Genomic DNA, 26,524 nt, shown 5'->3' with positions numbered 1-26,524 from the left:
GTTAGCCCTCTACCGCTTCAAGTTTCTTCAACTGATAGTCAGAGCCTTGTTTTTCAACTAGAAAGCGAACCTTTTGCCCTTCTTCAAATCCAGATAAGTTCACCTCTTCACCGACCGAAAAGTTCATTTCCCCCGCTTCCCAGTTCCATTCGGCGACCGGCAAGTGTTTGAGTGTGATCATGCCAAAATCCGCCATCAACATGGTGATGTCACCCGTCACCCATACTTCTGCGGCAATGATGCTGTTGTCTGCTTTGATATCGACAATCTCATACTGACCGGAATTGGTTTTCTTCATCTCAAACTCAATCGCTTGCCCTTTGTTGAGAACGCTCATGTCTACGTTTTCTGCCAGATTGAAGTTCATCACCATCCCTGGCCAGTTCCACTCTGGGACGGGCTGGTGGTTGAGGGTTAACATGCGGTGCCCTGCCATCACATCCGTGATTTCGCCTTTGGCCCAGACGGTTTCAGCGGGGGGCTCTATGCCGTTGATGCGCGATAAGTCGGCCGACTGGCTCGATTCTGAGTCGAGCATAAAGTGGGCAGAAGTGACGATACGATCGTTTTGAGTCAGCCCTTGCAACACTTCAATTCTGTCGCCCGCTTCACGGCCCACTTCGATGCGTGCGGAGCGGTATTTGCCTTCTCCTTCAGCAAGCACGACTCGGGTCATGCCCCCAGAGCGAATCACCGCCGATTTCGCGACCGTCAGTACAGATTCTTCGCTAACAGGTTGCAGCGCAATGTTGGCAAACATGTTGGGTTTGAGCTCACCGTTTGGATTGGGGAACTTGAGGCGTACGCGCAATGTTCGAGTGTTTGGATCGAGAATGGGATAAACATAATCGACCACGCCTTGCCACTCATTGCCCGGAATCGCATCGAGTGTCATGGTTGCTTGGCTGCCCGCTTTCATCCAATGGGTTTGACGCTCGAATACCTCAGCGTCGACCCAGACATTATCGAGTGGGCCTGCGCTAATCACAGCTTGAGCAGGTGAAAGGTAACCACCTTCACGGATGTTTAGGCTAGCAATCACGCCGTCCGCGGGAGCTTTTATCTCAATGGTTTGTGAGGCTTTGCCACTGCGCTTAATGGCTTGAATTTGGCTGCGATCGACGCCAAGCGTAACTAAACGTTCAGTCGCTCCTTTCACTAAGCCACTGCGTCCGGTTCGGTAGGCGTTGAGCAGTTCTTCTTGGGCTTTTACCAGCTCTGGCGAGTACAAGCTAAACAGCACATCGCCTTTGGCTACTTTTTCCCCTACTGCGTTAATATTGAGTTTCTCGACCCAGCCAGCAACGCGGACGTTGGTTTGCCATAGATGACTTTCGTCAAAGGCAATGTAACCGACAGTCTCAATGCGTGGGCTCAATGGCTCGCGAAGTACGGATTCCGTTTTTACCCCCAAATTGTTTTCAACTTCAGGAGAGATGGTGACCGTGCCCGGTTGGCTGTTTCCACCGGCAAGGTCTTCTGCATAAACGGGAATCAAATCCATGCCCATGGGAGATTTACCTGGCTTGTCACGCTTGTAATTGGGATCCATAGGCGCAACCCAGTAGAGCGGTTCGTTACTGTCGGCTGCGTTTGCCGATGTCATCGCCGTCATATCATGATTGGCGGAAATGAAATGCTGATTGGTTACAAAGCCGAGTGCGCCCCCAACCAGCAAGGCAAGAGTTGCCACTTGTAATGTTTTCATTGGGTTACCTTCTATTTGCTGAGTTGAGGTTGAGAAACGTGGTATTCGAAACCACCCAGCAAGGCTGCAAGATTGCTGTTGGTGATATTGAGATCGGCGATCAACCGCTCTTGTTCGACTCGAAGAGCGAGTTCGTCGGTGGTGGCTGAAATCACATCATTGAACTGCGCAGTGTTGTTTTGATAACCCCTTTCGACGGCCTTGATGCGCGCGTTCGCTTGAGGGAGAAGCGTGTCGGTATAGCGGTCGAGGCGTTGCTGAAGGTTCTCGCGATCAACAAGCAGTGCATTCACTTGTGCATTCATTTGCGAGAGAAGTGAATCTTTTTGAGACTGCGCCGCCCCAACTTGATGCTGAGCCGCCGCGAGATTTCGGTCTTGGCGGTTGCCCGTAAACAGCGGAATGTCCATCGTCAAATAGGCACTGACTAGATCGGAAGCCGGTTCGCCCATCATATTGTTCGCTTGGCGGTGCGCGTACATGACTTCAACACCAAACTGGGGCGTATAGGCTTGCTCAGCGATGTCGACTTGCGTTTGGTTTGCCGCAATGTTGATGTCTGCCATTTTGACCATTGGATGCTGGTTTAAGCGGCGGTAGTGGTCGACGGAATTGGGCTCCACAATGCGCTCAAGTTTATGCCAATCGAGCTGATTGTCAGCTTGGATATTTTGCGCCGAGCGAATCCACTCAGAGCCTAGCCATTCTGAGAGTTGCGAGACAATGCGGCGCTGCATTTGGCCATTGGCTTGGAGTTTTTCATCCAGTTTGGCGATCTGCAGTTGGGCATTGAGTAGATCTTGCGCTTCGCTTTTACCAATGGCGTAGTTGGTCTGAATGAAACGCTCCATCTCACGCATCAATCCTTTGTTTTGTTCAAGAATGCGTTGCGCCGACTGTTGGTAGCCAAGTTCAACCCAAAGCTGAGTGATACGGTTGACGACATCGATCTCCCGATTTTGAACTTGAGCCGCGATACCGTCGGCTTGTGTATTGGCTTTCTTTTGTTGCAGCTCTAAGGTTGAGCCGCGTTCAAATTGCTGCATCAACCCAACTGACACATTGGTCATTGGGTCTTCATCAAATTTGAAACTGTCGACAGGCAAGCCCCCAAAGCCCATTTTCAGTTTTGGGTCCATGAGCGTTGAGGCCGCCACGCCGGTTTCGCGCATGGCTTGTGACTGAGCATAAAACTGATAACGAGTCGCGTCATTGCTCAGAGCTGAGTGAATTAATTCAGGGAGTGTCGGTGGCACCAAATGCTGTTGCGTTACGGGTTGTGTTGCCGCCAAAGCATTGGACGCCCATAGTGCAGAGCTAACAGAGAGCGCTGCTATCGTCGCAATATTTTTCACAGTGTAATCCGTTGTTATGTGCAAAGCGCACGAGTAAACGACTCCTCAGTCAAGGCTGAGAAGAGGACAAAAAAATGAACGGATTTACGCTATTGGGGGGCGATAGAGCGAAGCTTGGCGATAGATTGCGTTGCCATGGGCTTCTGGGTGGATCAGGGCTAGATAAGAGGTGAGGTGAGTGAGTTGGTCCTGTGGCGAAAACAATGCCAACACAGTCACGCAAACCGATCCACAGCAGTTGTGGGCCTTATCGCTACCCGAATCACATGATGGCTGCGCGGGTTGATTGGAATGCGTTTGATTGGTTTGGTGATGGCTCATCTCAGATGAAGAGGTCATCGCGCAATGCGTGGCCGCTTCGGTTTCAACGTAACTGCTAGACAGCATTTGAAACGTCATCAATGGTGCGCTGGATGCAAAGCTCGACATCAGCATTGCGAGAATACTGAATAGAGAAATCCAAATTTTGCGAGTCAGAGAAACGCTCATGTCGCACCATTAAGTCAAAAAGATTTATTGAGTATAGAGCTTACCCTAGGGTTAAGGTCAAGGGCTTAGTGCTGCTCTTCTAAATCTAATATTGCTTGCTTGACGATGTCTGGGACGAGCGCTTTGCTGTTGTTTTTAAAGTCAAACATCACACAGGTTGCTTTCCCCACGGTGCTGATTTGCCCTAGCTTTTGGCTAACAATTTGATACTCCATAGTAAAACGGTCATCTTGCAGATCCACAACGCGAGACCCAATCAGCAAGGTATCTGGGTAAGTGATGGGCAGCTTATAACGACAACTGGTTTCCCCAAGCACAGGACCAATGTGACTGTCGGCGATATTGACCAAAAGCTTGATTTTATCAAAGTACTCCAAGCGAGCGGTTTCAAAATAGCGGAAATAAACCACGTTATTGACGTGTTGGAGGGCATCCATTTCACCCCAAGCAACTGGTACTTTCGTTATAACAGGAAAGTCTTTGAGTAAATCGTCCATTATTCACCTAATCAGAATCACAACATTGAGTTTTTATTCTAATTGGTTTTAGAAGCAGAGAAGCAAAAATGTTATCAAATTGTGATCTAATGATGCGCGGTGTGTGATCACACGTCCTCTCAATGAAGTGTGGCATGGGCTGCAATTTAATAGAAGGGGGACGGTAAAAGAGACGATTGGTCATTGCGCCAACGTTTTCGCTGGCTTACCATTGTCAGCGGAACGTTATCTAACTGGTTAAATAAATTAGATATTTTCCCATCAAGGATGCAAGTTTATTCAATCTTCACTTTTAAGGATGTAAAGTGTCATGAAGAACATTTCGTTCAAGAATAAAATCGTAGTGCTCATCATATCTATTATTTTTACTACGATTCTCACATCATTTATCAGCGTAAATTATTTCATTAGTCACTATATACAACGTACTGATACACAAAGCATTACTCACAGTATTGACCTCATTCAGCAGAAGCTAGAAAAGGATCTGCAAAGCAAGCTTAATCTCGCAACTAGCCTAAACTTTAGCATGATGGATATTAGTGAAACGAAAGAGAGTTCAGGCTTTTATCGTATCGTTAAAATTGTCAATGGTTATGCATTTGATGACAGTGGTAACATGAGTGATGAGGCCGCTGAGCAGTTTATCGCACAAGCGGAATCACACGGAGAAGAAATCAAAATCAGCCCCGTTACCATGATGGACGGCTTACCCGTGATTACTTTTTCAATCAAACGCTTGGATGATTCGGTCGACTTTTTTGTGCTTAACTTGACCGATCTTGGCAAGGTGATCGATGTCTACACGTATCAAGGCAGCTATGCGGAATTGACCGCAGGTAACATCAAAATCTTTTCAAACACTCAGGCGGGTAACTTTACGCCAGTAAATCGCTCGATTGAACTGGGTGAGCAAACTTGGCAACTTACCGGTTACATTGACAATGACAGCATCGCAGCCAACACTGCGTCGCTGAGTTGGAACGTGACTATTGCGCTAGCGGTAATCGGTGTCGTGATTGTTGTGTTGAGTGTGTTGCTGCTGCAGTACTCGTTCAAACCGCTAATGCGCCTGAAAGAACTGGTTGCGGATTTGGCGCAAGGAAATGGCGATTTGACTCGCCGCCTTAGCGTAGAAAAGCAAGATGAAATTGGCGAGATTTCCAGCTCGATTAACCAGTTTATCGAGAAGTTACAGACCATGTTTATTGAGGTGTCGGACTCTTCGAAAGGCATTGATTCTGCGGTGCGTGATATTAGCCAGCAGTCATCGTCGAATTTGCATACGTTAAATCAGCACACGCTAGAGACAGAGCAAGTCATCACGGCAGTGGAAGAGATGAGCGCCAGCGCGGTCTCTATCGCCCAAAGTGCAGAAAACGCCGCCCAACTAACTGAGCAAGCAAACCGTTACTCTGAACAATCGAAGCAAACTGTTGCCAACGCTGTCGAGAGCGTGAGTAATTTAGTTGAGCAAGTGACCTCGATGTCGTCGACCATCAGCACCATGGATGAAGACACCAAGCAAATCAGTACGGTATTGCAAGTGATTGGTGAAATTGCTGAGCAAACCAACTTACTCGCACTGAACGCTGCGATTGAAGCGGCACGTGCTGGTGAGCAAGGTCGAGGCTTTGCAGTGGTTGCGGATGAGGTTCGCGCCTTGGCTGGACGCACTCAACAGAGTACGTCTCAAATCAATGAGATGCTGCAAAAGCTCAAAGAGACGACCAACAGTGTGGTTAATGAGATGGACGTGACGCGTCAAAGTTGTGAAGCCACCGCAGAGCATACCGAACAAGTTATGCTATCGCTCAATGAAGTGACAGATTCGGTGACCGAAATTAATGAAGTGAATATTCACGTTTCCACTTCCGCTCAGCAGCAGCGTCAAGTGACCGATGAAGTCAGCCGCAATATGGTGGCGATTCAAGACATTATTCACACGCTTAATGGCAATGCATCACAAGCCGCTGCGGTCAGTGATGAATTGAGCGGCACATCGCGCAATCTCAGCAGCGTCGTCGCCCAGTTTAAAGTGCAATAACAACAAAGCCCGCAGATTGCGGGCTTTTTTATACAACTATTTGGACATTGGGCTTGGGTTAAGGTGTTACCACGCCAAACCACATATCAAATTGGTCAAACACAGACATGAGTTTGTTGAACTCAACTTGATCAGACACTTTGAAATGACCCGCTTTGATTTCCTCTTCAAGAGTAGATTGCTTCGTCATCATGTTTTCGAATGCTTGGCGTGACAGAGTAATGGTTAAGTCGGCCGCTTCAAATTGCTTGTCAGAGTAGGACTTTAATACCGAGTTGCTCAAATCCATGGCGTATTGACCATCGCCTTTGACATCGATATTCACTTTGATATCCAACCCTTTCGCTGCGTCCGGTTTTACTGTTACGCCGAGATAGTTCATGAACTGATCAAACGGCATGTTTTTAGCAATCGCCGCGGTGTTCGGCGTTGCGACAGGTTTAATTCCTTCACGTAGCTCTTTAGCACCACCTAGGTAGTAATTGCGCCATGGGCCAGATTCGGCTTGGTACCCAAGCTGCTCCATTGCGTCCGCTTCAAGATAACGAGCGTCCATATTGTCTGGGTTAGCAAAGGTCACGTTGTTGAGTAGCGTCACTGCCCAGCGGTATTCGCCTTTCGCTATCGCGGCTTCTGCCAGTTCGATCACTTTCTCTTCGCCACCAATGGCTTCGACGTATTTGGCGCCTTGCTCTGTTGGTGTCAGCGGATTTAGGTTAGCAGGGTTGCCGTCCCACCATGCGCCAAAGTAGAAGTCATAGGTCGCACGTGCGTTGTGTGACACTGTGCCGTAGTAACCGCGGTTGTACCACTCTTTACCGAGTGAATCTGGCAACTGAATAGAAGCGGAAATCTCGTTCGGAGTGTAGCCTTTATTGGCGAGACGCAGAGTTTGGTCGTGGACAAACTTATACATATCGCGCGTTTTTTCTAGCTGATTTTGAATGTTCTCTTTGCCAAAGGTTGGCCAGTGGTGAGACGCAATCATGGTATCGGCTTTGTCACCATAGGCATGGAGAACGTCGTCGATGTACTCCGCCCAAGAGGAAGCATCACGGGTTTTGGCACCGCGCAGTGTCGAGATATTGTGCACTGTGTGCGTCATCACTTCCGCAGCCATCATGGTTTTGTATTGAGGGAAATAGAACATGAACTCCGACGGCGCTTCTGACTCTTGCGCCATGACTACCTCAAGTTTTACGCCGTCAACTTCCATCTCTTGACCGGTAATGTTGGCAATATGGGTCGGTTTGACAATACCCGGCGCACCAGACGATGTGGTTTTGCCTAAGCCGCCATCGACTTGACCTTTGCGACTGGCCTCTAGCAAATTGCCGTACATGTAGGAAGCGCGGCGTGACATGGTATTGCCTGCCATTAGGTTTTCAGCAATCGAGTGATCGAAGAAGCCTTCAGGAGCAAGAATATCGACTTTACCTGCATCGATGTCTGCTTGGCTGGTGACGCCTAAGATGCCACCAAAATGGTCAACGTGTGAGTGGGTAAAAATAACGCCAGTTACCGGAAGATCTTCCACGTTGTCGCGTAGCAGTTTCAAGCCCGCCGCCGCGGTTTCGGGAGAGATCAAAGGATCGACTACTACCCAGCCCTTGTCGCCACGAATAAAGGACATGACGGAAAGATCAAAGCCGCGCACTTGGTAAACGCCTTCTTTGACTTTAAACAGACCATCAATGTTGTTCAGTTTGGCTTGGCGCAGCAGTGACGGGTTAATGGTGCCGGTGTTTGTGTCTTGGTCGATAAAGTCATACTTAGAGAAATCCCAAATGACGTTGCCATCGGCGTCTTTGATGGTTTTCTCTGGCCAGGTAGCAATGAAGCCACGAGAGGCATTATCAAAGTCACTTTGGTTGGCGAAGTTTAGGTATTGTTTGAGTTGTTCATTTTTCGCGATAGTGAAGTTTGATGCTTCCTTCGGCGCACTCGTGGTTGGTGCGGCGAAGCTAAGAGTTGGCGCAAGGGTAGCGAGAATTGCCAATGACACGATAGATTTTTGAAGTTTCATAATTTATCTCTCTCTTTTTGGGCGAGCTGACCAGCGCTCGTCGATGGAGAGATAGTAGAACTGGCGGATTAATCAATCGATAGACCAAGGCTAAAAAGTGGATTAAGTTTTATTTAATCCACTAAGGAGTTTCGAAACTGAGCTGTGATGTTGAGTAAGGTCTCTTTGAGCCACTGATGACCGCTGTCTTGTCGCTGTGACTCGTGCCACGTCATATAGACGGGAAGGGTATTGAGCTCAAAGGGAAGGGGAAGAATCTGCATCTGGTTGGCAGGTGCTAATAGATTGGCGTGCCATTGGCTAGTCACACAGAGCCAGTCGGTTTGCGCTGCCATCATAACGGCGTTGCAGATAGAATCCGTTTTATAGACGATATTGCGTTGCGGCTGAGTTTTAATACTCAGTGAGTCGACGATGTCTTGGTTTAATCTCTGCGTACCCCACAACAAGTGCCGCTCGGTAAAAAATTGCTGGTGGCTTATTTCTTGGCGGATTCTCGGGTGATCATGTCGGCAAATCACGACAAGTGGGAGCTCAAACAAAAGCTCGTTATGATACCCATGCTCATCCAGTGGTGTGGTGGCGAGTATGATGTCGACGCGACGCATGCGCAAATCCGCTTGACGATTAGACTCATCGGTATGCTCAATGTCTGCACTCAGCTTTACGTTTGGTGCATGCTGGTCACGATAATCAATCAAAGGCGGCACAATCATCAAATCGAGATCTTTGTGGCTTGATAGGCGAAATGTTCGGTTGCTCAGTGACGGATTAAATTGCTGCCTCGATTTAGCGCCGTTTAACAGTAGATTAAGTGGTTCTTGAATTTCCTCATGCAATTCTACGGCAAAGTTGGTCGGGGCAATGCCACGTCCTTTGCGGATCAGCAACGGATCTTGATATTGCTCTCTAAGCCGATTCAATGCTTGGCTGACCGCTGGTGCCGTAATCCCAAGGCTGTCTGCTGCTTCATTAACACTGCGTGTTTTCATTACTACATCGAAGGTTTTGAGTAGATTGAGATCCATCTTGTTTCCTAACATCGGTCTATTACGACTCATCATAACTGGCTTAAGAGTCCGAAGAAATATTTACTCTCAGAGTCTTGACCTGTCTACAGCTTTACAGTTTATCCTCGAGCTATTATCAATTGAGGGTTATATTGTGGAATACAAACTATTTAGACCAGAACAAACGCAGCAGATTATTGAATTGTTTACGCGTACGTTTAGTGACTCGGAGGGTGAGGCAGAAGGCAAGGCGATTGGTCGCCTCGTCGCAGACCTTTTAGCGACGACAAGTTGTGAAGACAGATATGTGGTGGTTGCCGAAAAGGAAAATGCGATCTTTGCGAGCATTCTGCTAACGCGTCTGAGCTATGATTCACCAGAGCAAGCATTTTTAGTCGCGCCAGTAGCGGTGGCAACTGAAGTGCAAGGTAAAGGCGTTGGTCAGGCGATTCTCAATTATGGGTTGCAGCTTCTGCGTCAAGAAGGTGTGTCACTGGCTTTTACTTACGGCGACCCGAATTACTACGCTAAGGTAGGGTTTGAAGCTGTGTTAGAAAGCGATTATCCGGCTCCGTTACCACTGAGCTATCCGCATGGCTGGTTAGCTCAATCCTTAACAGAGCAACCACTTTCTGCGATTCAGGGTTCAAGCCAGTGCGTGGCGGCATTTAACAAGCCTGAGTTTTGGTAGGCTTTTGGAGAACATCGAATGGGTAATGAACATCCCTCATTGCAACAACTCGGCTGGAAGCCCTATTTCCAGCAGCAGTTAGACCTTACTGAGTTGGAGACGCAATCAATCGGTCGTGTCATTGAACAGCACCGAAGCCAAGTGATTGTGATGACCGATTCTGGACGTGTAACGTTAACATTGACACCTAAGTCAGACAGAGTGTGCGTCGGAGATTGGGTCACGTTCGATGCTCAACATCGACTCAGCCGAGTTCTCGAACGTCGCTCGCTGTTTCAGCGCAAAGCGGCGGGGAGCAAGTTAGATACTCAGCTCATTGCTGCCAATATTGATAGTGTTTTTATCGTCTGCTCGCTCAATGATGACTTCAACTTAAACCGCATCGAGCGTTATTTGGCGTTAGCTAAAGAGGCAGAAGTTGAACCGATCGTCGTGCTGACTAAAGCGGATCAGTGTGAAGAGGTGAGTGAGAAACAGAGCAAAGTACAAAAGCTAGATCCTTTGTTGTTGGTTCACGCGATTAACGCATTGGACGCAGAGCATCTCAACGAGTTGTCCGGTTATTGCGTCACAGGGAAAACCATCGCCCTGCTTGGATCTTCTGGTGTGGGTAAGTCGACGCTGGTCAATGGATTGATGGGTAAAGAAACCATGGCGACCGGAGAAATTCGAGAAGATGACAGTAAAGGCCGCCACACCACGACCTATCGTTCACTTCAATGGCTGCCACATGGCGGATTGTTGATGGACACACCGGGGATGCGCGAATTACAACTGAGTGCTTGTGAACAAGGGATCAGCGAAGCGTTTAGTGAGATTACTGAGCTTGCCGAGCAGTGTAAGTTTTCAGATTGTAGCCATACCTCTGAGCCGGGATGCGCGATCTTACGTGCGCTAGAGGAAGGGAAACTGGAACAACGCCGTTTAGACAGCTATCTAAAGCTGATGCGCGAGCAAGCCTTCAACAGTGCAACACTGGCGGAAAAACGCGCCAAAGATAAAGCGTTTGGCAAAATGGTTAATACGGTCCAGCAACAATCTCGCTCATTCAAACAAGGACGATAAAGGCAAGTTCAATGTATAAAATCTCTCAGCTAGGCGAGAAACTGGGGCTATCGAGAACCACTCTTCTCTATTACGAAAAGCTTGGTTTGATTGAAGGTAAGCGGTTGGACAACGGCTATCGACTTTATAGCGATAAAGATCTGCAGCGACTTCGGTTGATTCAGAAGCTACAAGCGGGTGGCTTGACGCTAAAAGAGTGCCAAGCATGTCTTGAGGAAAAGATTGAGCGGGAGATGTTGCTAAAGCGTTTGCACCAGCTAGATCAAGAAATCGCAGAAAAACAAAAGTCTCGCGAGCTGCTCGCGGCATTGGTAGGCGAGGCTCCGATGACCGAATGGCATGAAAACCTTGATGATGTTGCGCCCGATGCCCATGTGGAGTGGTTAAAGAATCAGGGTTTTGATGACAAGCAAATTCAACGTTTACGCTGGCTATCGAAAGACATGAATCAGCACGATCAGTATATGGATGACTTTATGCGTGTTTTTGAGCCCTTGTCTCGCTGGGGGCCGGGAAGTGATGAAGATACCGCTAGAGCGGCCTCTCTGCTGCCCGCTTCTCACTTGGAGTTATTGGAGATTGGTTGCGGTAAAGGACTCTCAACAGAGTGGTTAGCAAAGCATCTCACTTGTCATGTTATCGCGGTTGACAACGAACCTTCGGCACTGGCGGCATTGACGACACGCGCAATCGAAAAAGGGTTTAATGACACTATCACGACGGTGTGTGCCAATATGGCATCACTTCCGTTTCAAGGGCAAAGTTTTGATGCGATTTGGGCTGAGGGATGCGCTTACCTTATGGGGTTCGAGCAAGCACTGGCAGCATGGCGACCACTACTTAAAAGCGAAGGGGTTCTCGTGATAAGTGATGCTGTGTGGTCTACAAAGCAGCCAGACGCCATGGTTAAAGAGTTTTGGCAGCGAGAGTATCCCCAAATGGTGAGTGCCGAGCAGAGAATGACAGCAGCAAAACTCGCGGGGTACGACGTCGTGGCCACGTTTGCGCTCAGCGAGCAAGCATGGGATAACTATTACCACCCACTCGCCAAACGCGTGGCCGAGTTAAGGGAGTCATTGACAGATTCTTCGATTTTGAACGACTTAGAGCATGAAATCCTAGTATCTAAAGCGCGCAAAGGGCAGGTTGACTATCAAATGTTTATTCTAAAACCGCGCTCTGTTTAGGCGACTCCTCCACATTTGGATGCTGAAAGGCTTGGTAACGTGGTAACTGAGCCTTTAGGTTTTCAAAGGTTTTACGAGCGCTCTCTTTCGCTAGCTTATTAATCAGCCAATTGGGCAGTGCGCCCCCAGGATCGGCAAAGGCTGTGTATTCAATTAGGGTGGTGCCAGAGGTGAGCTTCTGCAATTGCCACTGAGCGTCTACCGATTCAATACGAATGTAACCTTCTTGGAGAGGGAAAGTTGCCGGTGGTGCGTCAGTAATGGTTAAAGTAAATCCGAGCTCATCTTGCGTGTATCGGGAGTACGTGACCATGTCACGGTCTTTCGCTGGCCAAGGCGCAGAGAACTGGGTGTAGACAATGTTTTCTGTTGGCGACAGTTGATTCAATACGCGGCTTGAGCTGACGTTATCGACCCAGTTCGGGATGTTTTCCGAGTCTTCCAACAGCGTTAAAAACGCCCCATAGCTGGTCGGCGTGAACATCTGCGTTTTAATCTCGACTAAGCCATCGGTATGTTCACGTGAATAAACGCTAATGCCTTCACTATCGCCCTCAAATTGCCAATAAAGGTTGCTACTTGCCAGCGAGTGAGCGCTTACGAGAAGCGCAATAAGGGCGAGAGAACATAATGGTTTATTCATAAGACTGGACCTGAAACCCGAATTAAATCTGATGCTTATATGAATTTAGAACAGTATAGGTGGATTTGCACGAGAGGTTAATGCTTAACGCGGCCGCGCAATGACTTTGTTTGCGATTTGATGCTTTTGCCTTTAAGGCGGCGTTCTTTGGATGCTCGGGTCGGCTTGGTCTCACGGCGCTTTTTCTGAACCACCATCGCTGAGCGGATAAGCTCTGCGAGTCGCTCTAAGGCGTCTTCGCGGTTTTGCTCTTGCGTGCGATATTGCTGCGCTTTGATCGTAATGACGCCTTCTTTCGAAATTCTGGAATCTCGCAGCGCCAGGATCTTTTCTTTGTAGATATCAGGAAGCGTTGAATGAGGCACACTAAATTGTAGGTGGATCGCGGAAGAAACCTTATTGACGTTCTGCCCGCCCGCTCCTTGAGCTCGAATCGCCGTCAGTTGGATCTCCCAAGCTTGCAGGGTCACGGTGTTTGAGATTTTTAGCATAAGTCAGGGCATCAACAAATAAGTAGAGGGGGCTATTGTACCTTAAAGGTTAGTTCGATTGGGAGCATGGTGTTCTGGCGTATTGATTTTCAATGGACTCAAAGTCATTACTTAGGTTCCCGAAATACCGAAACTGAGACACGAATTAATCTTTGTTCAATTGCTCGGAAAACTGGCTTTGTTTCGACTAACTTAAAGGGGGAGTCGATAATAGCAAGGAGACGGTTATGCAAATGAATCCAGTTGGTTGGTTTGAAATTTATGTGGATGATATGGAACGAGCGAAAGCCTTTTACGGTGAAATGCTTGGTGTATCGTTTGAACAGCTCACAGATGAAGCGAAAGTGGGCGTCGAGATGTGGGGCTTTCCATCAAATATGGAGCAGTATGGGGCGTCCGGCGCGTTGGCTAAGATGAAGGGCGTATCTGCTGGTGGCAACAGTACAATGGTGTACTTTTCTTGTCAGGATTGCGCGGTTGAAGAATCGCGTGTTGAGGGCGCTGGCGGTAAGGTGATTGCGCAAAAATTTTCGATTGGTGAGCACGGGTTTATCTCGGTTGTCTCAGACTCTGAAGGAAACACGATCGGTCTCCACTCCATGAGCTAGATTTTACGCCCCAGTTGACGCTGGGGCGTTTTCATTATTTCAATGTCGCGGCGGTTTGTTCGCCCATTGCGATTAGCGTGTCTAAGATGCGTTCGCCATCCGCACGTAATCCGTTGTGTTCATATTCATTGGTGATCCATGCTTTCGCATTAGGTATTGTCGCAAGCGTCTCACGGCTAATATCCATTTCAACAAACATGTCATCGGCATACACTGCGCAGCTGACAGGGACCTTGTTTTTCGCCAGCACATCGGCGTTATAAAGTGGTGTCCAGTCTTGTTTTTCTGCCAACAGTTCTGCTGCGTGCTTGAGCGGCTTTAGGTTCTCATATTGATCGAACATCCAAGGGAAGACCATTTCACCGGTAAACAGGAAGGGCTTGCCAGATTGGTAGTTAAACTCGTCGCGAGTCTGTCTAACGCGGTGTGCACTCCAGTTAGACGCAAAGCCTTGGCAGTAGATCGACTCATGCAAAATGGCATAGATCGGATTGGTGTGGAAGCCTTGTTCCATCAACATGCTGTTTAGAAACTCATAACGCAGTTGGGTCTTACCGTTGATTTCCACAAAGGCGTTTTCCAATAGGTAGTAAGTGGGTAAGAAGGTGTCACTCATACCGAAGTTGATGCCAAGCTGCTGGAGCTGCTCAACAGTAAAGCGTTGGCCATTAGGCAAGAACTCATCGTTTTCAAGCAAATGTTCCGCGATGCGTTGACACATCTGTTGTGCCTGCGGGAATTGCTGGAAGAAGGCTTGGTTTTTGTCCATTGTCCGTTTGAACGTTGCTTGGTAGACATCGTCAGGATGGCGAGAAATAGAAGGCACACCGCCAGTAATGTAGCTGCGCGACAAACTCTCAGGAAACAGCGATAAATAGGTCAGTGAGCAAAACCCGCCGAAGCTTTGACCGAGAATAGCCCATTTCTCTACGCCTAGTTTCTCTCGAATAAATTCTGCGTCACGAACAATATTGTCCGCACGGAAATGTGCCAAATAGTCAGCTTGCTCTTGTGGTGATAGAGGGGCTAACGTCTGATGGCTGATGACGGTGCTGTTGCCCGTGCCACGCTGATCAAGCAACAAAACTCGGTATTGTTGTAATGCGCGTTTGACCCAGCCATTGCAGCCGTTTTGGCGCGGAGACGGAAAGCCAGGGCCGCCTTGGAAATAGACTAGGAAGGGCTTTGCGCTGTCACCATCGGAAACCAATGAGAGCTCGCGGGCAAACACTTCGATCGACCCTTGGTCTGGGTTGGCATAGTTGAGTGGCACTTGAAAATAGTGAGGAGTGTATTTGACTCCAGCATCGATAAACGGTTGAGCATTCATATTGTATTTGTACATCCGTGACGTGAGTGATGCGGTATCTTAGCGCTTTGTCGGAGTGATACCAACGTCTGTGTGAGTTTGTGTGTGCTTGGTTAGTGACAGTCGAATTGTGAGTGATCGATATCCTATTTTGCCTTATCCTCAGAAGCCAAGCCTAGGCTTGAATACGAATCATAGACAACGAAAAGAATGAAATTATGAACTATTTTGAATCCCCATTTTCCGGCAAGCCTTTGTCTGAACAAGTGACCAATCCCAATATTCTAGTAGGGCGACATAGCTACTATTCTGGTTATTATCATGGTCATGGCTTTGATGATTGTGCGCGTTACCTCAACCCTGACAGAGACGATGTCGATAAGCTGATTATTGGGAATTTCTGCTCCATTGGTTCAGGTGCGGTCTTTATGATGGCGGGGAATCAAGGCCACAGAAGCGACTGGATAAGTACCTTTCCCTTCTTCTATCAAGACGATGAGAATTTTGCCGCTGCAAGTGATGGTTTCGTTCGCGCAGGTGATACGGTGATTGGCAATGATGTTTGGATTGGCTCAGAGGCGATGATTATGGCTGGGGTGACAATTGGCGATGGTGCCATCATTGCCAGTCGAGCGGTCGTAACCAAAGATGTCGCTCCCTACGAGGTAGTCGGGTCTAATCCTGCCAAGCATATCAAGTTTCGATTTTCGCCAGAGCAGATCGAGATGTTACTTGAAATGCAGTGGTGGTATTGGTCAGACGAACAACTTAAAGGGGCGATGCGTCACTTATGCTCCGCAGATATTTGCGCGCTGCACGATTATTGGCGACATACCCTTGTACAAGGTTGACTCTTAAGTGAGATAGCCAAGATATTGAATCATCATTAGTATTCAATACCTTGAATGTTCGCTATGGTGAGAAATACGTGCAACAGAATGGATAGTCCACGATATGTCTAAGCCGTCTTTAATTGAACCGTACCTCGAAAACGCCCATTTTTCTGACTGTTTCTCAGTGACTTTACCGAATCAGCAGCAATCTGCGTTTGAGGTTTATAAAGCGCTGATGAAAAGTTCCCCTCGTTGGGTAAATCGCCTGATGGAATTGCGAAATTTTATTGTCTCGAAGCTGGGTTTAAAGAACCTTGGCAGCATGAACGAGCTAAGTACTGATTTAGATGAAACGGCATGCAAGCCCGGCGACCGCTTAGGAATTTTTACCCTAGTGTCGCTCACGCCCAATGAGTTACTAGCTGAAGATTGCGATAAGCATTTAAACGTTCGATTATCTTTTTTGCTGGTTCCAAACGGAGAGTGGGTCACCTTGCATGTAACAACGGTCGTTCATATAAAAAACTGGCTAGGTCGAGTCTATATGCTGCCAGTGGCTCCGATGCATAAGATTATTGTGCCTTCAAGCCTCAAGGCGTTAGAGCGTCAATACCTATAGCGGCCCCAGTCTTGTTCGATTTTTTCGAATAAGAGCCTCCAATCCCTTAGCTCATCATTTTTTCTCAGCCCGATACACTCATTCCTATAGTGAGAAGGAGAAGAATGATGAGCAAGTTAAGAGAAGTCACCCAAATAATCCGTTCGCACGCTACTTCAGATGGCGATGGGGTAAAAATCTCCCGTGTGGCGGGTTTCAATAACAAACACTTTTCTCCATTTCTGATGGTGGACGAGCTCAAGTCTGATCAGCGTTCAGACTATGTGGGTGGTTTTCCTCCTCATCCTCATCGAGGTATCGAGACTCTGACGTATATGATGAAGGGTCATTTTCAGCATCGCGATCACATGGGCAACGTGGGGGAGCTGAGATCAGGAGGCGCCCAATGGATGGCCGCGGGACGAGGCGTGATTCACAGCGAAATGCCGATTATGGAAGAGGGTGATCTGCATGGTTTCCAGATTTGGATCAACCAACCAGCTCGAGACAAGATGAAGCCTGCTCAGTATTTCGATTTCCAACCTGAAATGATTACCGAGAGAGAATCTTCTGAGACGGGATTACACCGTGTGCTCGCAGGGGCTCTCCATGCCGATGGTCAAATATTAAAAGGGCCGCTAGACAAAACGGGTGTTTCGTTGAGTGTGGCCGATTGGCGAGCAAGTGACAATCAAGCGTCACAGATTCAAACGCCAGAGCACTTCAATATGATGATTTATGTTTACCAAGGCGCGCTTGAGGTGTCTGGAACCTCAGTCTCGAGCGGGCAATTAGCCATCCTTTCGCAAGGCGATTTAGTTGAGCTTAAATCGACGCAAAGTAGCGGGGCACTGCTGTTTTGTGGTGAGCCCATCGATGAGCCCGTGGTCCATTATGGCCCGTTTGTGATGAACAGCATGGCTGAAATTGAACAGACTATTCGCGACTACAACGACGGGCTATTTGAAACCTATTAATGCCATTTTTATGCAATTGTTGCTTCAATCCACTGCTGCAGCTTTTTCGCACCGCCGCCCACATGGGCGGCTTTTTTGTGGCTGCAATATCGTTCAATAAAGGTGTTGGCATTCAGGGTAATTTGAGTTGAACAGATTGAGGAGGAACTATGGACAATTTTATATTCGCGATGATGGTGTTTGCCTTTGTCGGTGCAGTTACGCCAGGGCCGGTAAATCTATTGGCGACATCTACCGCCGTTCAGCAGGGCAGCATACAGGCATTCAAACACGTATTGGGCGCTTCTTTCGCTTATGCGGGGGTTGTCTATCTGTCTGGATCGATGTTGTCGACCGTGTCGGATAAACTGCCCATGCTTGAATCGTCCATGCAGCTAGTGGGTTCTGGCTTTCTGATCTGGCTAGCCTACAAGATCGCCAGTGCACCTGTCGGTAACATTGAGGTGGAGCAGAGAACGACTTCTGGGTGGGTAACAGGGGCGTTGACTCAGTTACTTAACCCTAAAGCTTGGCTAGTGGCAATGTCTGGAGTAAGTGTATACGTTGTTGGGCAAATGAATCCTCTTCAATGGTTGTGGACTTTTACCTTTATTTCTCTCGGCGCGTGCTTGATTGGCGTTGGAGTCTGGGCATTACTCGGTAAGCTATTGGCTGCTTATTTGTCGCAACCAAATAAACAGCGTATCTTTAATCGAGCTATGGCGATTATTCTCGTTATGTCGGTCAGCATGATGTGGCTTTAGTGAGCCCACTGGATTCAGCAATTGCAAGGAGTGCAAATGAAAAAAGACAGCAGTGCGAGCTTTAAACAAAGCACAGTTTTGCCTTGGGTCGAGCTGCGTATCGCTAATCGCACTAGCGCATGTTATGACGCGCACTCTCATGATGAATTTTCATTTGGCATCATCGAGCAAGGTCGAGCCGAGTACCGAAATCGTCACCAATCGCACCGAATCGGCAAAGGCGATATTGTCACTATCAACCCTGCTGATGTTCACTCATGTAATCCAGAAGCGGGCACTTGGTCTTATAGTATGTTGTTTATTGATGCCATCGAGATGGGAGCCTTGCAAAGGGATGTGCTACAACATGAGACAAGCAGGATGTGCGAAGATTACCAGCCGTTTAAGGCGGACTTCGAAAGAGATCAGACATTGAGACATGGCTACTTACGTTTGTTCCACGCTTTGCAATCTGAGGCGGATGCATTGCAGGTAGAGTCGCGCTTGTATGATTTTATTCAAACCAGTTTGCGACTTGGAACAAGACAAAACATCGCAGCTAAACCTAGCGGTTCCTTGCGCCGAGTAAAGGAAAAACTGTTGGATGAAATCACTGGTTCGCATCAACTTGAACAGCTTGCTCAGGAAGCAGAGATGAGCCGCTACCAATTACTTCGCGCATTCAAGCATCATTTTGGTTTGCCGCCCCACTCCTATTTATTAGATGAAAAGATTAAGCGTGCGAAAGTGATGTTGAAATCTGGGCAAGAGATTTCGCAAGTAGCGTATGAGTTAGGTTTTTCTGACCAAGCCCATTTTCAGCGCCAGTTTAAGAAGCGGTTGGCGGTGACGCCTAAGTATTATCAATCACATTTCGTCGATTAAAAAAGGAAGCCGAAGCTTCCTTTTTAGTGTGATAGGCATTGATGTAAGGATTATGCAGAGAGCTCTTGAGTTGGCTCTTCATCACCAATAAACCCGCCTGTTTGATGGTTCCACAGCTGGGCGTAAATGCCACCGCTTTGGACCAACTCTTGGTGAGTGCCTTGCTCGACGACTTCGCCCTTATCAAGCACGATCAGGCGATCCATCGCTGCGATGGTAGACAAACGGTGCGCAATCGCAATAACGGTTTTTCCTTCCATCAGTTCATTCAAGCTCTCTTGGATGGCCGCTTCGACTTCCGAATCGAGCGCTGAAGTCGCTTCGTCAAGAATCAGCAATGGCGCATCTTTGAGTAACACGCGAGAGATTGCGATACGTTGACGTTGGCCACCAGACAATTTCACGCCTCGCTCACCCACTTGAGCATCGTAACCGGTGTTGCCAAACGGGTCGCTCAGGGTTTCGATAAACTCATGAGCGTGCGCTTGTTTGGTGGCTCGCAGTAGATCGTCTTCAGTGGCATCTGGGTTGCCGTAGAGAATATTATCGCGAATCGATCGGTGCAGCAGTGAAGTATCTTGAGTCACCATGCCAATTTTCGCGCGAAGCGAATCTTGAGTAACGTCAGAAATCACTTGGCCATCAATCTTGATCTTGCCGCTTTCTACATCATGGAAACGCAGCAGTAAGTTCACTAAGGTCGATTTACCTGCACCAGAGCGTCCCACCAAGCCGACTTTTTCTCCCGGCTTAATGTTCAAGTTTAGGTTGCTAATCACCCCCTTGGTTTTATCCCCGTAGTGGAAACTAACGTTATCGAACTCGATGCCGCCTTGTTCGACAGTCAGAGGTTTCGCGTTGTCCTTGTCTTGAATATCAATGGGTTTTGAAAGCGTCTTCATGCCATCAACCACGGTACCCATGTTTTCAAACAGCGCGCCGACTTCCCACATGATCCACATCGACATACCATTAATACGTAGCGCCAATGCAATCGCGATGGCTATTGAACCCACGCTGATCGAGCCATCCATCCATAGATAAATTGACAGTGCGCCGACGGAAAAGACCAATAAATAGTTGGTGATTTCTACCGCAACGTCAAAACCGGTGACTAAGCGCATTTGCTTGTACACCGTATCAAGGAAGCCTCGCATGCCTTTTTCGGCGTACTCGGTTTCGCGTTTGCTGTGGGAAAATAACTTAACCGTCGCGATGTTGGTGTAACTGTCCACAATTCGACCTGTCATGGTCGAACGCGCGTCTGCTTGTTCCGAAGCGACCTTTTTCAATTTCGGCACAAAATAGATTTGGATCGCGACATAACAGCCAAGCCAAATCATCATCGGGATCATCAGACGAATATCAGCTTGTGCCAGCAATACGATCATTGCGGTGAAGTAAACCGAGACATAGACAAAAACGTCCATGGTTTTCATCACGGTTTCTCTTACTGCCAGCGAGGTTTGCATCACTTTGGTTGCGACACGTCCGGCAAAATCATCTTGGTAGAAATTGATGCTCTGCTTTAACAAGTATCGGTGTGCTAACCAACGAATCGACATTGGGTAGTTACCAAGCAGGGTTTGGTGCGCCAAGAGTGAGTAACTGGTGACCAAAACTGGCATCACAACCAAAAGTAGAATGGCGTAAAAAATGAGCTCACTTTTGTTGTCTTGCCAAAAAGTCTCTGGGTTGCTGGTTGATAGCCAATCTACAAGGTTACCCATGGCACCGAACAGTGACACTTCCACAATAGCAACAATCATAGCCATGAAAGACATGATGATCAGTGGAATTTCATATCCACGTGTGTAGTAACGGCAAAAGGCAAAAATACCCGTAGGGGGCTGCCCGGGTTCTTCATCGGGAAAAGGTTTGGTAAACCCTTCAAATTTCTTAAACATACATGTTTCCTAAACGCACAAATGACACTGAATGTGTCGATACGACGAGTGTGTTCGTCCATTAATGAGGAAGGCTTATCAATGGTATACGTTTCGTAATTAAAATGTAACTAGTGGAATATTCTTAATTTTGCATAATATCCAACCCAATAGAGCAAACCGTCTTTATGGCAATAAATTTCCCTTCAATAATTTGCATTCACAGTAAATATTTCTGAATTAAGCGTATTTACCCCCTTAACTTCAGTGATTTTTGATTTAACAATATGTCTACAATTGGCTTCATTGAGTGAGGAAAAATGAGTTTGTCACGATGTTGAAACAGCAAACCCGACTAAAAAAACAATCAGAAGTGGTTCAAAACGCTAATTGCGTAGTGATGGTGCCACCAAAAGAATTTGCGTTTAACGCGGAAACGGCGAAGGACAACGAATTCCAGCATCAGGTGAATGATACCAATGAACATATTCGTCATATGGCGATGCAAGAGTTCAACCACATGGTTGACCAGCTTCGTCATGCTGGTGTTCAGGTGGTGGTGTTTGATTACCCAACTGGTGATGTTGAAACGCCAGACGCTGTTTTCCCGAACAACTGGTTCAGCACAACGCCAAGTGGAGAGCTCTTTACGTTCCCGATGGCCTGTCACAATCGCCAGCAAGAAGTCAAACCGGATGCGCTTCGAGAAACACTTGAACTGGCGGGACGCCAAGTAAGTAGTGTGGACTCTTTGACCTCTTATCTGGAGATTGACGCGCACTTGGAAAGCACCGGTGTGATGGTGATGGACCACTCAAACAAGACGATTTACGCAGCCCTTTCCCAGCGCTGCGATCGCGAAGTGTTAGAAGATTACGCAGAGCGAATTGGTTATAGCCGTGTGGTTTCTTTCCAGACAGCGCTGCCTTCTGGCAAACCGATTTATCACACCAATGTGATGATGGCAATCGGTGAGAATTTCTGTGTCATATGCGATGAAGTGATCCCGGAGTTTGAACGTCGATTCGTTATTAAGTCATTGGCCAAAGACAAGCAGGTGATTTCCATCTCGATGGAGCAGATGAATCAGTTCTGTGGAAATATACTGCAACTAGAGACCATCAATGGTGAGAAAGTGATCGCAATGTCGCAGTCAGCGTACGATGCGTTTTCGCCGGCGCAGCGCGTCCAACTCTCTACCCACGGCCGTTTGATGCCATTTAACGTCCAGACGATTGAAAACATCGGCGGGGGAAGCGTGCGTTGCATGTTGGGTGAAGTGTTCTTGCCAAGCCGCTCTCGCATTTTGTAGTGGCGGTTGGACTAGCAATAAAATAAATAGCGGCGCTTTCTCAATTGGGAAAGCGCTTTTGTTTTTGGGCTATTGGTAATACTTTTCCAACGATTGAGTCAGGGCGTCTAGATTCACTGGCACAACGCCCGATTTATCGCTCTCCTTTGCGACCAAACCTTCATCAATCAGCTCGCGGATGATGCGCGTGTATGCACGTTCGGTACAGCCAAATCGTTGCGCTTCTTGATACATATAGCTGTGACCTTGAGACTTCTCGTTACAGGTATGACGATCAACCAAATCTTTGATGATGTTGTATTTCAGCGGATATAAAGATCGTTCAATCGCAATGCTCATGGTGTTGAGGTAGATGTTCGACATTCTATGGTTCATCCAAAATGCGATATGCCCATCTTGAAGTAGCAGCTCAGCAAACTTGTCCATGGGAATGGCGATCAATTCTACGTCCGATGTGGCTACCACACTAAATGGGCTGGGTCCGTCTGAAAAGAATTCCATTTCACCAAAAAAATTGTCTGCGAGATGGTAGTCACCCAAGCTGAGCGTCTTACCGTTCTCTGCTGTGTGCAGCACCGAAAACTGCGCGTTGTCCGCCCAGTAGACCTCGCTTACTTGCGTATGTTGCTTGATGATGAAGTCGCCTTTGGAGACTTGAATGGTGCGATACTCTTGGTTTTTGACCCATTGACGGATTTTGCTCAATCCCTCGGCCAATATTTTGCTTTTATCCATAGTGATTTATCTACAATGCCCAAGTGAAATTTTTTGTTCTACCGGACAATTGTCGTGTTGCTAACCTTGGTCGATCATATAACATGAGTTTTATCGTTATCAAAAACAAAAGATAAAGCGTGATTAACCTGACGGTGACTATAGTTATAGTGTGACCACGATAGGCGTTTTATCGAATAAAAAGTAAAAGTTAGGACGTAAACAGATGAATTACTTTGATCTTCCAAAAATCGATCTTCACTGCCACCTAGATGGTAGCCTTCGCCCGCAAACCGTTATTGATTTGGCGGCGGAGCAAAAAATTGAGTTACCTAGCCAAGATCCTGCAGTGATCAAAGAGATGATGGTTGCGCCTGAAACTTGCCCTAATCTACAAGAGTATCTAGACCGTTTTGCTTTGCCGATTCAAGTGATGCAGACCAAAGAAAGTCTTGAACGTATTTCGTTTGAACTGTTTGAAGACGCAGCGAAAGAAAACGTTAAGTACCTAGAGGTGCGTTTTGGACCTCAGTTACATACTCAGCAAGGATTAACTTACGCGGAGATCATCGACAGTGTGGTTAAGGGCATGAAGCGTGCAGAAGCGTTGTACGACATTCATGGCAACTACATTCTGTCATTGGTCAAATTGCTGCCAATCGATTCGGTTAACGACATTATTGATGCGGGTGTGCCATTTTTAGGTAACGGTGTTGTCGCTTTTGACTTAGCAGGCGCAGAGCTGGATAACTTCGCCCACGATTACGTTGAGTACACTCAGTATGCGCGCGAGCAGGGTTATCGCATTACCATTCACGCTGGTGAGCAAGGTTGCGGCCAAAACGTGTACGACGCGATTGAGTTGCTAGGCGCAGAGCGCATTGGCCACGGTGTTGCAATTAAAGATCACGCAGAGGCTTATCAACGCGTTAAAGAAGATGTGGTTGGCTTAGAAGCGTGCCCAAGCAGCAACGTTCAAACCAAAGCGATTCCTGAACTGAAAGCGCACCCGTTAAACGATTTCCACAAAGATGGTCTGGCTGTGACGATCAACACGGATAACCGCACGGTATCGAACACAACCATGACGGACGAAGTGACCAAGGTGATGGAGCAGTTCGAGCTAACTGCTGAAGACTACAAGCAGATTTATACGGCGAGTGTTGAACAAGCATTTGCTTCAGATGATGTGAAGAAGCACTTGATGCAGTTTGTTTAATCGCAGTTGAGCGTTATACAAAAGAAAAACCGCCCAATCAGTTGGGCGGTTTTTTATTGCTTAGAACTTAACTTGGTAGTTCAGCGTGAATGTACGGCCGCGGCTGCGGTAATCGTAGGCTTCTGCTGCGTAGTGGCGCGCGTATAGAATTTGAGCGCGTTGACCCCAAATCGTCGTGTAGTCTGCATTTAGAAGGTTTTGGATACCGAAACCTAAGCTACCCACAGGCAGTTGGTAGCTACCAACAAGGTCGAATGTTGTGTAGCCTTCCAGTTTGTTGTCCGCGTCATCTTCGTAGTCAAACATGGTTTGGCTTTGCAGTTTCGCTGCTAGGTTGTCGTCGTACCAACCCAACCAAGCGCTGGCTTTTGATGTACTTGCATTGCCTGCGCTCATCTTGTCCCAGCCGCTCTCTGCTTCAACTTCAGAAATCACATAGTGACCTGAAGCGCCCAGTTGCAGGTTGCTCGTTACCCAGTAAGAGGCCATACCTTCAGCACCGTAGACGCGTTGCTTGTCGTCCAACTTCTCGATAAGTAGCGTGGTGCGGTTGTATTTGATGCTGCGGTCAGATTGTGAGTAGTAAGCTGCCGTTTGGATATTAAAGTTGTTTTGGTTGGTGCGGAAACCAAGTTCGACACTGTTGGTTTTCACCCCTTCCATTTTCGAAGAGTCAACGTTGATGCTGTTTTGCAAAGACCAGTGACCGTTAGCATCTGGCGCTGACGAGTAGCTACCTTGGCCGTAGTACTTCGCTGGATCGGCTAAGTCAAAACCTTGCGAGAAGTTTGCCCAGATCTGCGTTGCATCGCTTAAGCTGTAGATGGTCCCTAGGTTTGCAAGACCAATGTTGTAGCTTGTTTCACCGCCCGGAACCGCATCTGCCGATGTGCCATTCCCTGCCGCAATTTTCTTTTGCACACTGTAGGCAACGAAGTCGTCGATTTTGTTGTTCATGTACTGGTAACGGAAGCCACCTTGCAGTTGCCAGTCGTCAGTGATTGCCCAATCCGCTTGGATAAAGCCTGCGACGGAGCCGACTTCCACACCAGGGTAACGACCGGTTGTCGCGTACGTCTCGTTGATTAGGTTACCAGAGTTGCCAGCAATGGTCGGATCGAATAAGGCTTGGTTGCTGTCCAGTTTGTCGCGATAAGCATCGACACCATAGATAAGGTTTACGGCACCAAACTGCTTGGAAAGTGCTGTTTTCAACGTAAGCACATCGGTAATTTGTTGCGATGCACCTTGGTAGTATGGGGTGTAGGTTTGGTCTTCTTTACGGTAAGAGGCCTCGGCGATCAACTGATGACCTAAGAAGGCTTCATTGTTGTAGACCGCGCTCAGCATAATGCGCTCTGTACCGTGTTGACGGTCAGATTTAAACCCATCACGCACATCGACAAAGTTTCGGCCCTCAATGTACAGACCGTACGGAGAGTCTTGTTCACTGTCATAGTACTGGCCAAATAAGCTGAGGCTTTGCGTATCTGTAAGGTTGATGTTGGCGCTCGCCATCACGTCAAAAGTCTCGTTAAATTGAAGTGAACCTTGCGAGATGTCAGGGGTGATGATGTCACCATCCGCATCATAGAAACCTTGTGTTTTTGAGTACACGATCGAGGTACGAGCTTGCACTTTTTCGTTGCCGCCAGCAATGGACTGAGCAAATCGGTAGTCAAGATCTTTGCTTGAGTTAAATCCGGTTGCACCGCCAACCAGCGTTTCAAGCTCAAGGCCATCTTCTGACCCTTTTTTGGTCACAATATTGATGACGCCGCCTGAAGCACCTGCGCCGTAAATCGATGTCGCACCTGATAGCACTTCGATGCGTTCAATGTTGAACGGGTCGATGGAATCTAGGTGGCGGCTGATCGGACGCGAAGATTGCAGCGAGACACCATCGATCATCACTAGCATTTTGCGTCCACGAAGGTTTTGACCATAGTTTGTACGGGCGCCGCTGCTCACATCCAGTGATGGAATGGCGGTCGCGAGGATTTCCCCTAAGGTTTTACCACCACGATATTCCTGCTCAACCTGTTCAGATTCGATGTACCAGACGGTGCCTGGAATATCGCTGATCGCCTTCGGTAGGCGACTCGATACCACGACCATTTCATCAAACGTGGTGGTGTCTTGTGCTTGGACTGCAACGGCGGCTGTTGTTGAAGCTATCGCCAATGCGATGGTTGATAGAGGAAAACTTCCTTTGTTCAGTTTCATTTTTATCTCTGTTTTTAAATGAAGAA

The 26,524-nt window shown here is 47.7% G+C and carries 24 protein-coding genes; 12 read left to right on the top strand and 12 right to left on the bottom strand.

The window, feature by feature from the left end; translation table 11 throughout:
- Position 1: 1 nt before the first annotated feature.
- The 4 genes from U9J37_RS16665 to U9J37_RS16650 form a co-directional block, all read right to left on the bottom strand.
- Positions 2–1,708 (bottom strand): efflux RND transporter periplasmic adaptor subunit, encoded by a 1,707-nt coding sequence (locus U9J37_RS16665; RefSeq protein WP_005469786.1) that lies wholly within the window; start codon positions 1,706–1,708, stop codon positions 2–4.
- 11 nt (positions 1,709–1,719) lie between these two features.
- On the bottom strand, positions 1,720–3,063 hold the full coding sequence (locus tag U9J37_RS16660; protein ID WP_005469591.1) for a TolC family protein: 1,344 nt from the start codon (positions 3,061–3,063) through the stop codon (positions 1,720–1,722).
- Positions 3,064–3,147: 84 nt separating this feature from the next.
- Entirely contained in the window at positions 3,148–3,552 is a 405-nt protein-coding gene (locus tag U9J37_RS16655; RefSeq protein ID WP_043886512.1) for a hypothetical protein, read from the bottom strand.
- 65 nt (positions 3,553–3,617) lie between these two features.
- Positions 3,618–4,049, bottom strand: a complete 432-nt coding sequence (locus tag U9J37_RS16650; protein WP_005469814.1) for an acyl-CoA thioesterase — start codon at positions 4,047–4,049, stop codon at positions 3,618–3,620.
- 310 nt (positions 4,050–4,359) lie between these two features.
- On the opposite strand from U9J37_RS16650, the gene U9J37_RS16645 reads away from it, so the two are divergent.
- A complete protein-coding gene (locus U9J37_RS16645; RefSeq protein ID WP_005469581.1) occupies positions 4,360–6,096 on the top strand; it encodes a methyl-accepting chemotaxis protein in 1,737 nt (578 codons plus the stop codon).
- Between the two features lie 58 nt (positions 6,097–6,154).
- Here the strand turns inward: U9J37_RS16645 and U9J37_RS16640 are convergent, their stop codons facing one another.
- Both U9J37_RS16640 and U9J37_RS16635 read right to left on the bottom strand, forming a co-directional pair.
- A complete protein-coding gene (locus U9J37_RS16640; RefSeq protein WP_005469701.1) occupies positions 6,155–8,122 on the bottom strand; it encodes an alkyl/aryl-sulfatase in 1,968 nt (655 codons plus the stop codon).
- 113 nt (positions 8,123–8,235) lie between these two features.
- Entirely contained in the window at positions 8,236–9,150 is a 915-nt protein-coding gene (locus tag U9J37_RS16635) for a LysR family transcriptional regulator (RefSeq protein ID WP_043886511.1), read from the bottom strand.
- Between the two features lie 136 nt (positions 9,151–9,286).
- Between U9J37_RS16635 and U9J37_RS16630 the strand changes: the two genes are divergently transcribed.
- The 3 genes from U9J37_RS16630 to U9J37_RS16620 are packed head-to-tail and all read left to right on the top strand — an operon-like array spanning position 9,287 to position 12,075.
- Positions 9,287–9,823, top strand: coding sequence for a GNAT family N-acetyltransferase (locus tag U9J37_RS16630; protein ID WP_005469771.1), 537 nt, complete (start codon positions 9,287–9,289; stop codon positions 9,821–9,823).
- A gap of 18 nt (positions 9,824–9,841) precedes the next feature.
- On the top strand, positions 9,842–10,888 hold the full coding sequence (gene rsgA, locus U9J37_RS16625) for a ribosome small subunit-dependent GTPase A (protein ID WP_005469596.1): 1,047 nt from the start codon (positions 9,842–9,844) through the stop codon (positions 10,886–10,888).
- Positions 10,889–10,899: 11 nt separating this feature from the next.
- Positions 10,900–12,075, top strand: coding sequence for a MerR family transcriptional regulator (locus U9J37_RS16620; RefSeq protein ID WP_005469550.1), 1,176 nt, complete (start codon positions 10,900–10,902; stop codon positions 12,073–12,075).
- Here the strand turns inward: U9J37_RS16620 and U9J37_RS16615 are convergent.
- Together U9J37_RS16615 and arfB are read right to left on the bottom strand one after the other, a co-directional pair.
- Positions 12,050–12,718 carry an START domain-containing protein gene (locus U9J37_RS16615; RefSeq protein ID WP_005469716.1) on the bottom strand — a complete coding sequence of 223 codons (669 nt, stop codon included), beginning with the start codon at positions 12,716–12,718 and terminating at the stop codon, positions 12,050–12,052. The genes U9J37_RS16620 and U9J37_RS16615 overlap by 26 nt on opposite strands.
- A gap of 77 nt (positions 12,719–12,795) precedes the next feature.
- Positions 12,796–13,209, bottom strand: a complete 414-nt coding sequence (gene arfB, locus U9J37_RS16610) for an alternative ribosome rescue aminoacyl-tRNA hydrolase ArfB (RefSeq protein ID WP_005469583.1) — start codon at positions 13,207–13,209, stop codon at positions 12,796–12,798.
- Between the two features lie 227 nt (positions 13,210–13,436).
- On the opposite strand from arfB, the gene U9J37_RS16605 reads away from it, so the two are divergent.
- Positions 13,437–13,817: a VOC family protein gene (locus tag U9J37_RS16605; RefSeq protein ID WP_005469797.1), complete on the top strand. Its 381-nt coding sequence runs from the start codon at positions 13,437–13,439 to the stop codon at positions 13,815–13,817.
- Between the two features lie 34 nt (positions 13,818–13,851).
- On the opposite strand, the gene U9J37_RS16600 is transcribed toward U9J37_RS16605, so the two are convergent.
- Positions 13,852–15,147 carry an alpha/beta fold hydrolase gene (locus tag U9J37_RS16600; RefSeq protein ID WP_043886509.1) on the bottom strand — a complete coding sequence of 432 codons (1,296 nt, stop codon included), beginning with the start codon at positions 15,145–15,147 and terminating at the stop codon, positions 13,852–13,854.
- A 197-nt stretch (positions 15,148–15,344) separates the two neighbouring features.
- Here U9J37_RS16600 and catB point away from each other — a divergent pair, with 197 nt between their 5' ends.
- From catB to U9J37_RS16575, 5 genes are all read left to right on the top strand, one after another.
- On the top strand, positions 15,345–15,977 hold the full coding sequence (gene catB / locus U9J37_RS16595; protein ID WP_005469829.1) for a type B chloramphenicol O-acetyltransferase: 633 nt from the start codon (positions 15,345–15,347) through the stop codon (positions 15,975–15,977).
- Between the two features lie 103 nt (positions 15,978–16,080).
- The gene (locus U9J37_RS16590; protein ID WP_005469710.1) at positions 16,081–16,578 is read left to right on the top strand and encodes a DUF2867 domain-containing protein; all 498 of its coding nucleotides are present in this window, start codon (positions 16,081–16,083) and stop codon (positions 16,576–16,578) included.
- Between the two features lie 107 nt (positions 16,579–16,685).
- Complete coding sequence (locus U9J37_RS16585; RefSeq protein WP_005469867.1) at positions 16,686–17,534, top strand: pirin family protein; 849 nt, start codon at positions 16,686–16,688, stop codon at positions 17,532–17,534.
- Positions 17,535–17,683: 149 nt separating this feature from the next.
- On the top strand, positions 17,684–18,277 hold the full coding sequence (locus U9J37_RS16580) for a LysE family translocator (protein ID WP_043886508.1): 594 nt from the start codon (positions 17,684–17,686) through the stop codon (positions 18,275–18,277).
- A gap of 36 nt (positions 18,278–18,313) precedes the next feature.
- On the top strand, positions 18,314–19,141 hold the full coding sequence (locus U9J37_RS16575; protein ID WP_043886507.1) for a helix-turn-helix transcriptional regulator: 828 nt from the start codon (positions 18,314–18,316) through the stop codon (positions 19,139–19,141).
- 50 nt (positions 19,142–19,191) lie between these two features.
- Here U9J37_RS16575 and U9J37_RS16570 read toward each other — a convergent pair whose 3' ends face one another.
- Positions 19,192–21,048 (bottom strand): ABC transporter ATP-binding protein, encoded by a 1,857-nt coding sequence (locus tag U9J37_RS16570; protein WP_005469692.1) that lies wholly within the window; start codon positions 21,046–21,048, stop codon positions 19,192–19,194.
- Between the two features lie 313 nt (positions 21,049–21,361).
- Here U9J37_RS16570 and U9J37_RS16565 point away from each other — a divergent pair, with 313 nt between their 5' ends.
- Complete coding sequence (locus U9J37_RS16565; protein ID WP_005469610.1) at positions 21,362–22,339, top strand: arginine deiminase-related protein; 978 nt, start codon at positions 21,362–21,364, stop codon at positions 22,337–22,339.
- A gap of 69 nt (positions 22,340–22,408) precedes the next feature.
- Here the strand turns inward: U9J37_RS16565 and U9J37_RS16560 are convergent, their stop codons facing one another.
- On the bottom strand, positions 22,409–23,074 hold the full coding sequence (locus U9J37_RS16560) for a Crp/Fnr family transcriptional regulator (RefSeq protein WP_005469838.1): 666 nt from the start codon (positions 23,072–23,074) through the stop codon (positions 22,409–22,411).
- A 205-nt stretch (positions 23,075–23,279) separates the two neighbouring features.
- Here U9J37_RS16560 and add point away from each other — a divergent pair, with 205 nt between their 5' ends.
- A complete protein-coding gene (add, locus tag U9J37_RS16555; protein WP_005469889.1) occupies positions 23,280–24,272 on the top strand; it encodes an adenosine deaminase in 993 nt (330 codons plus the stop codon).
- A gap of 60 nt (positions 24,273–24,332) precedes the next feature.
- On the opposite strand, the gene U9J37_RS16550 is transcribed toward add, so the two are convergent.
- Positions 24,333–26,498: a TonB-dependent receptor gene (locus U9J37_RS16550; RefSeq protein ID WP_005469571.1), complete on the bottom strand. Its 2,166-nt coding sequence runs from the start codon at positions 26,496–26,498 to the stop codon at positions 24,333–24,335.
- Positions 26,499–26,524: the final 26 nt, after the last annotated feature.

The organism is Vibrio sp. 16 (assembly GCF_963681195.1).
Taxonomy (GTDB): Bacteria; Pseudomonadota; Gammaproteobacteria; order Enterobacterales; family Vibrionaceae; genus Vibrio; species Vibrio sinaloensis_D.
The sequence above is the reverse complement of the archived record's forward strand: the minus strand, read 5'-3'. Positions and strand labels throughout refer to the sequence as shown.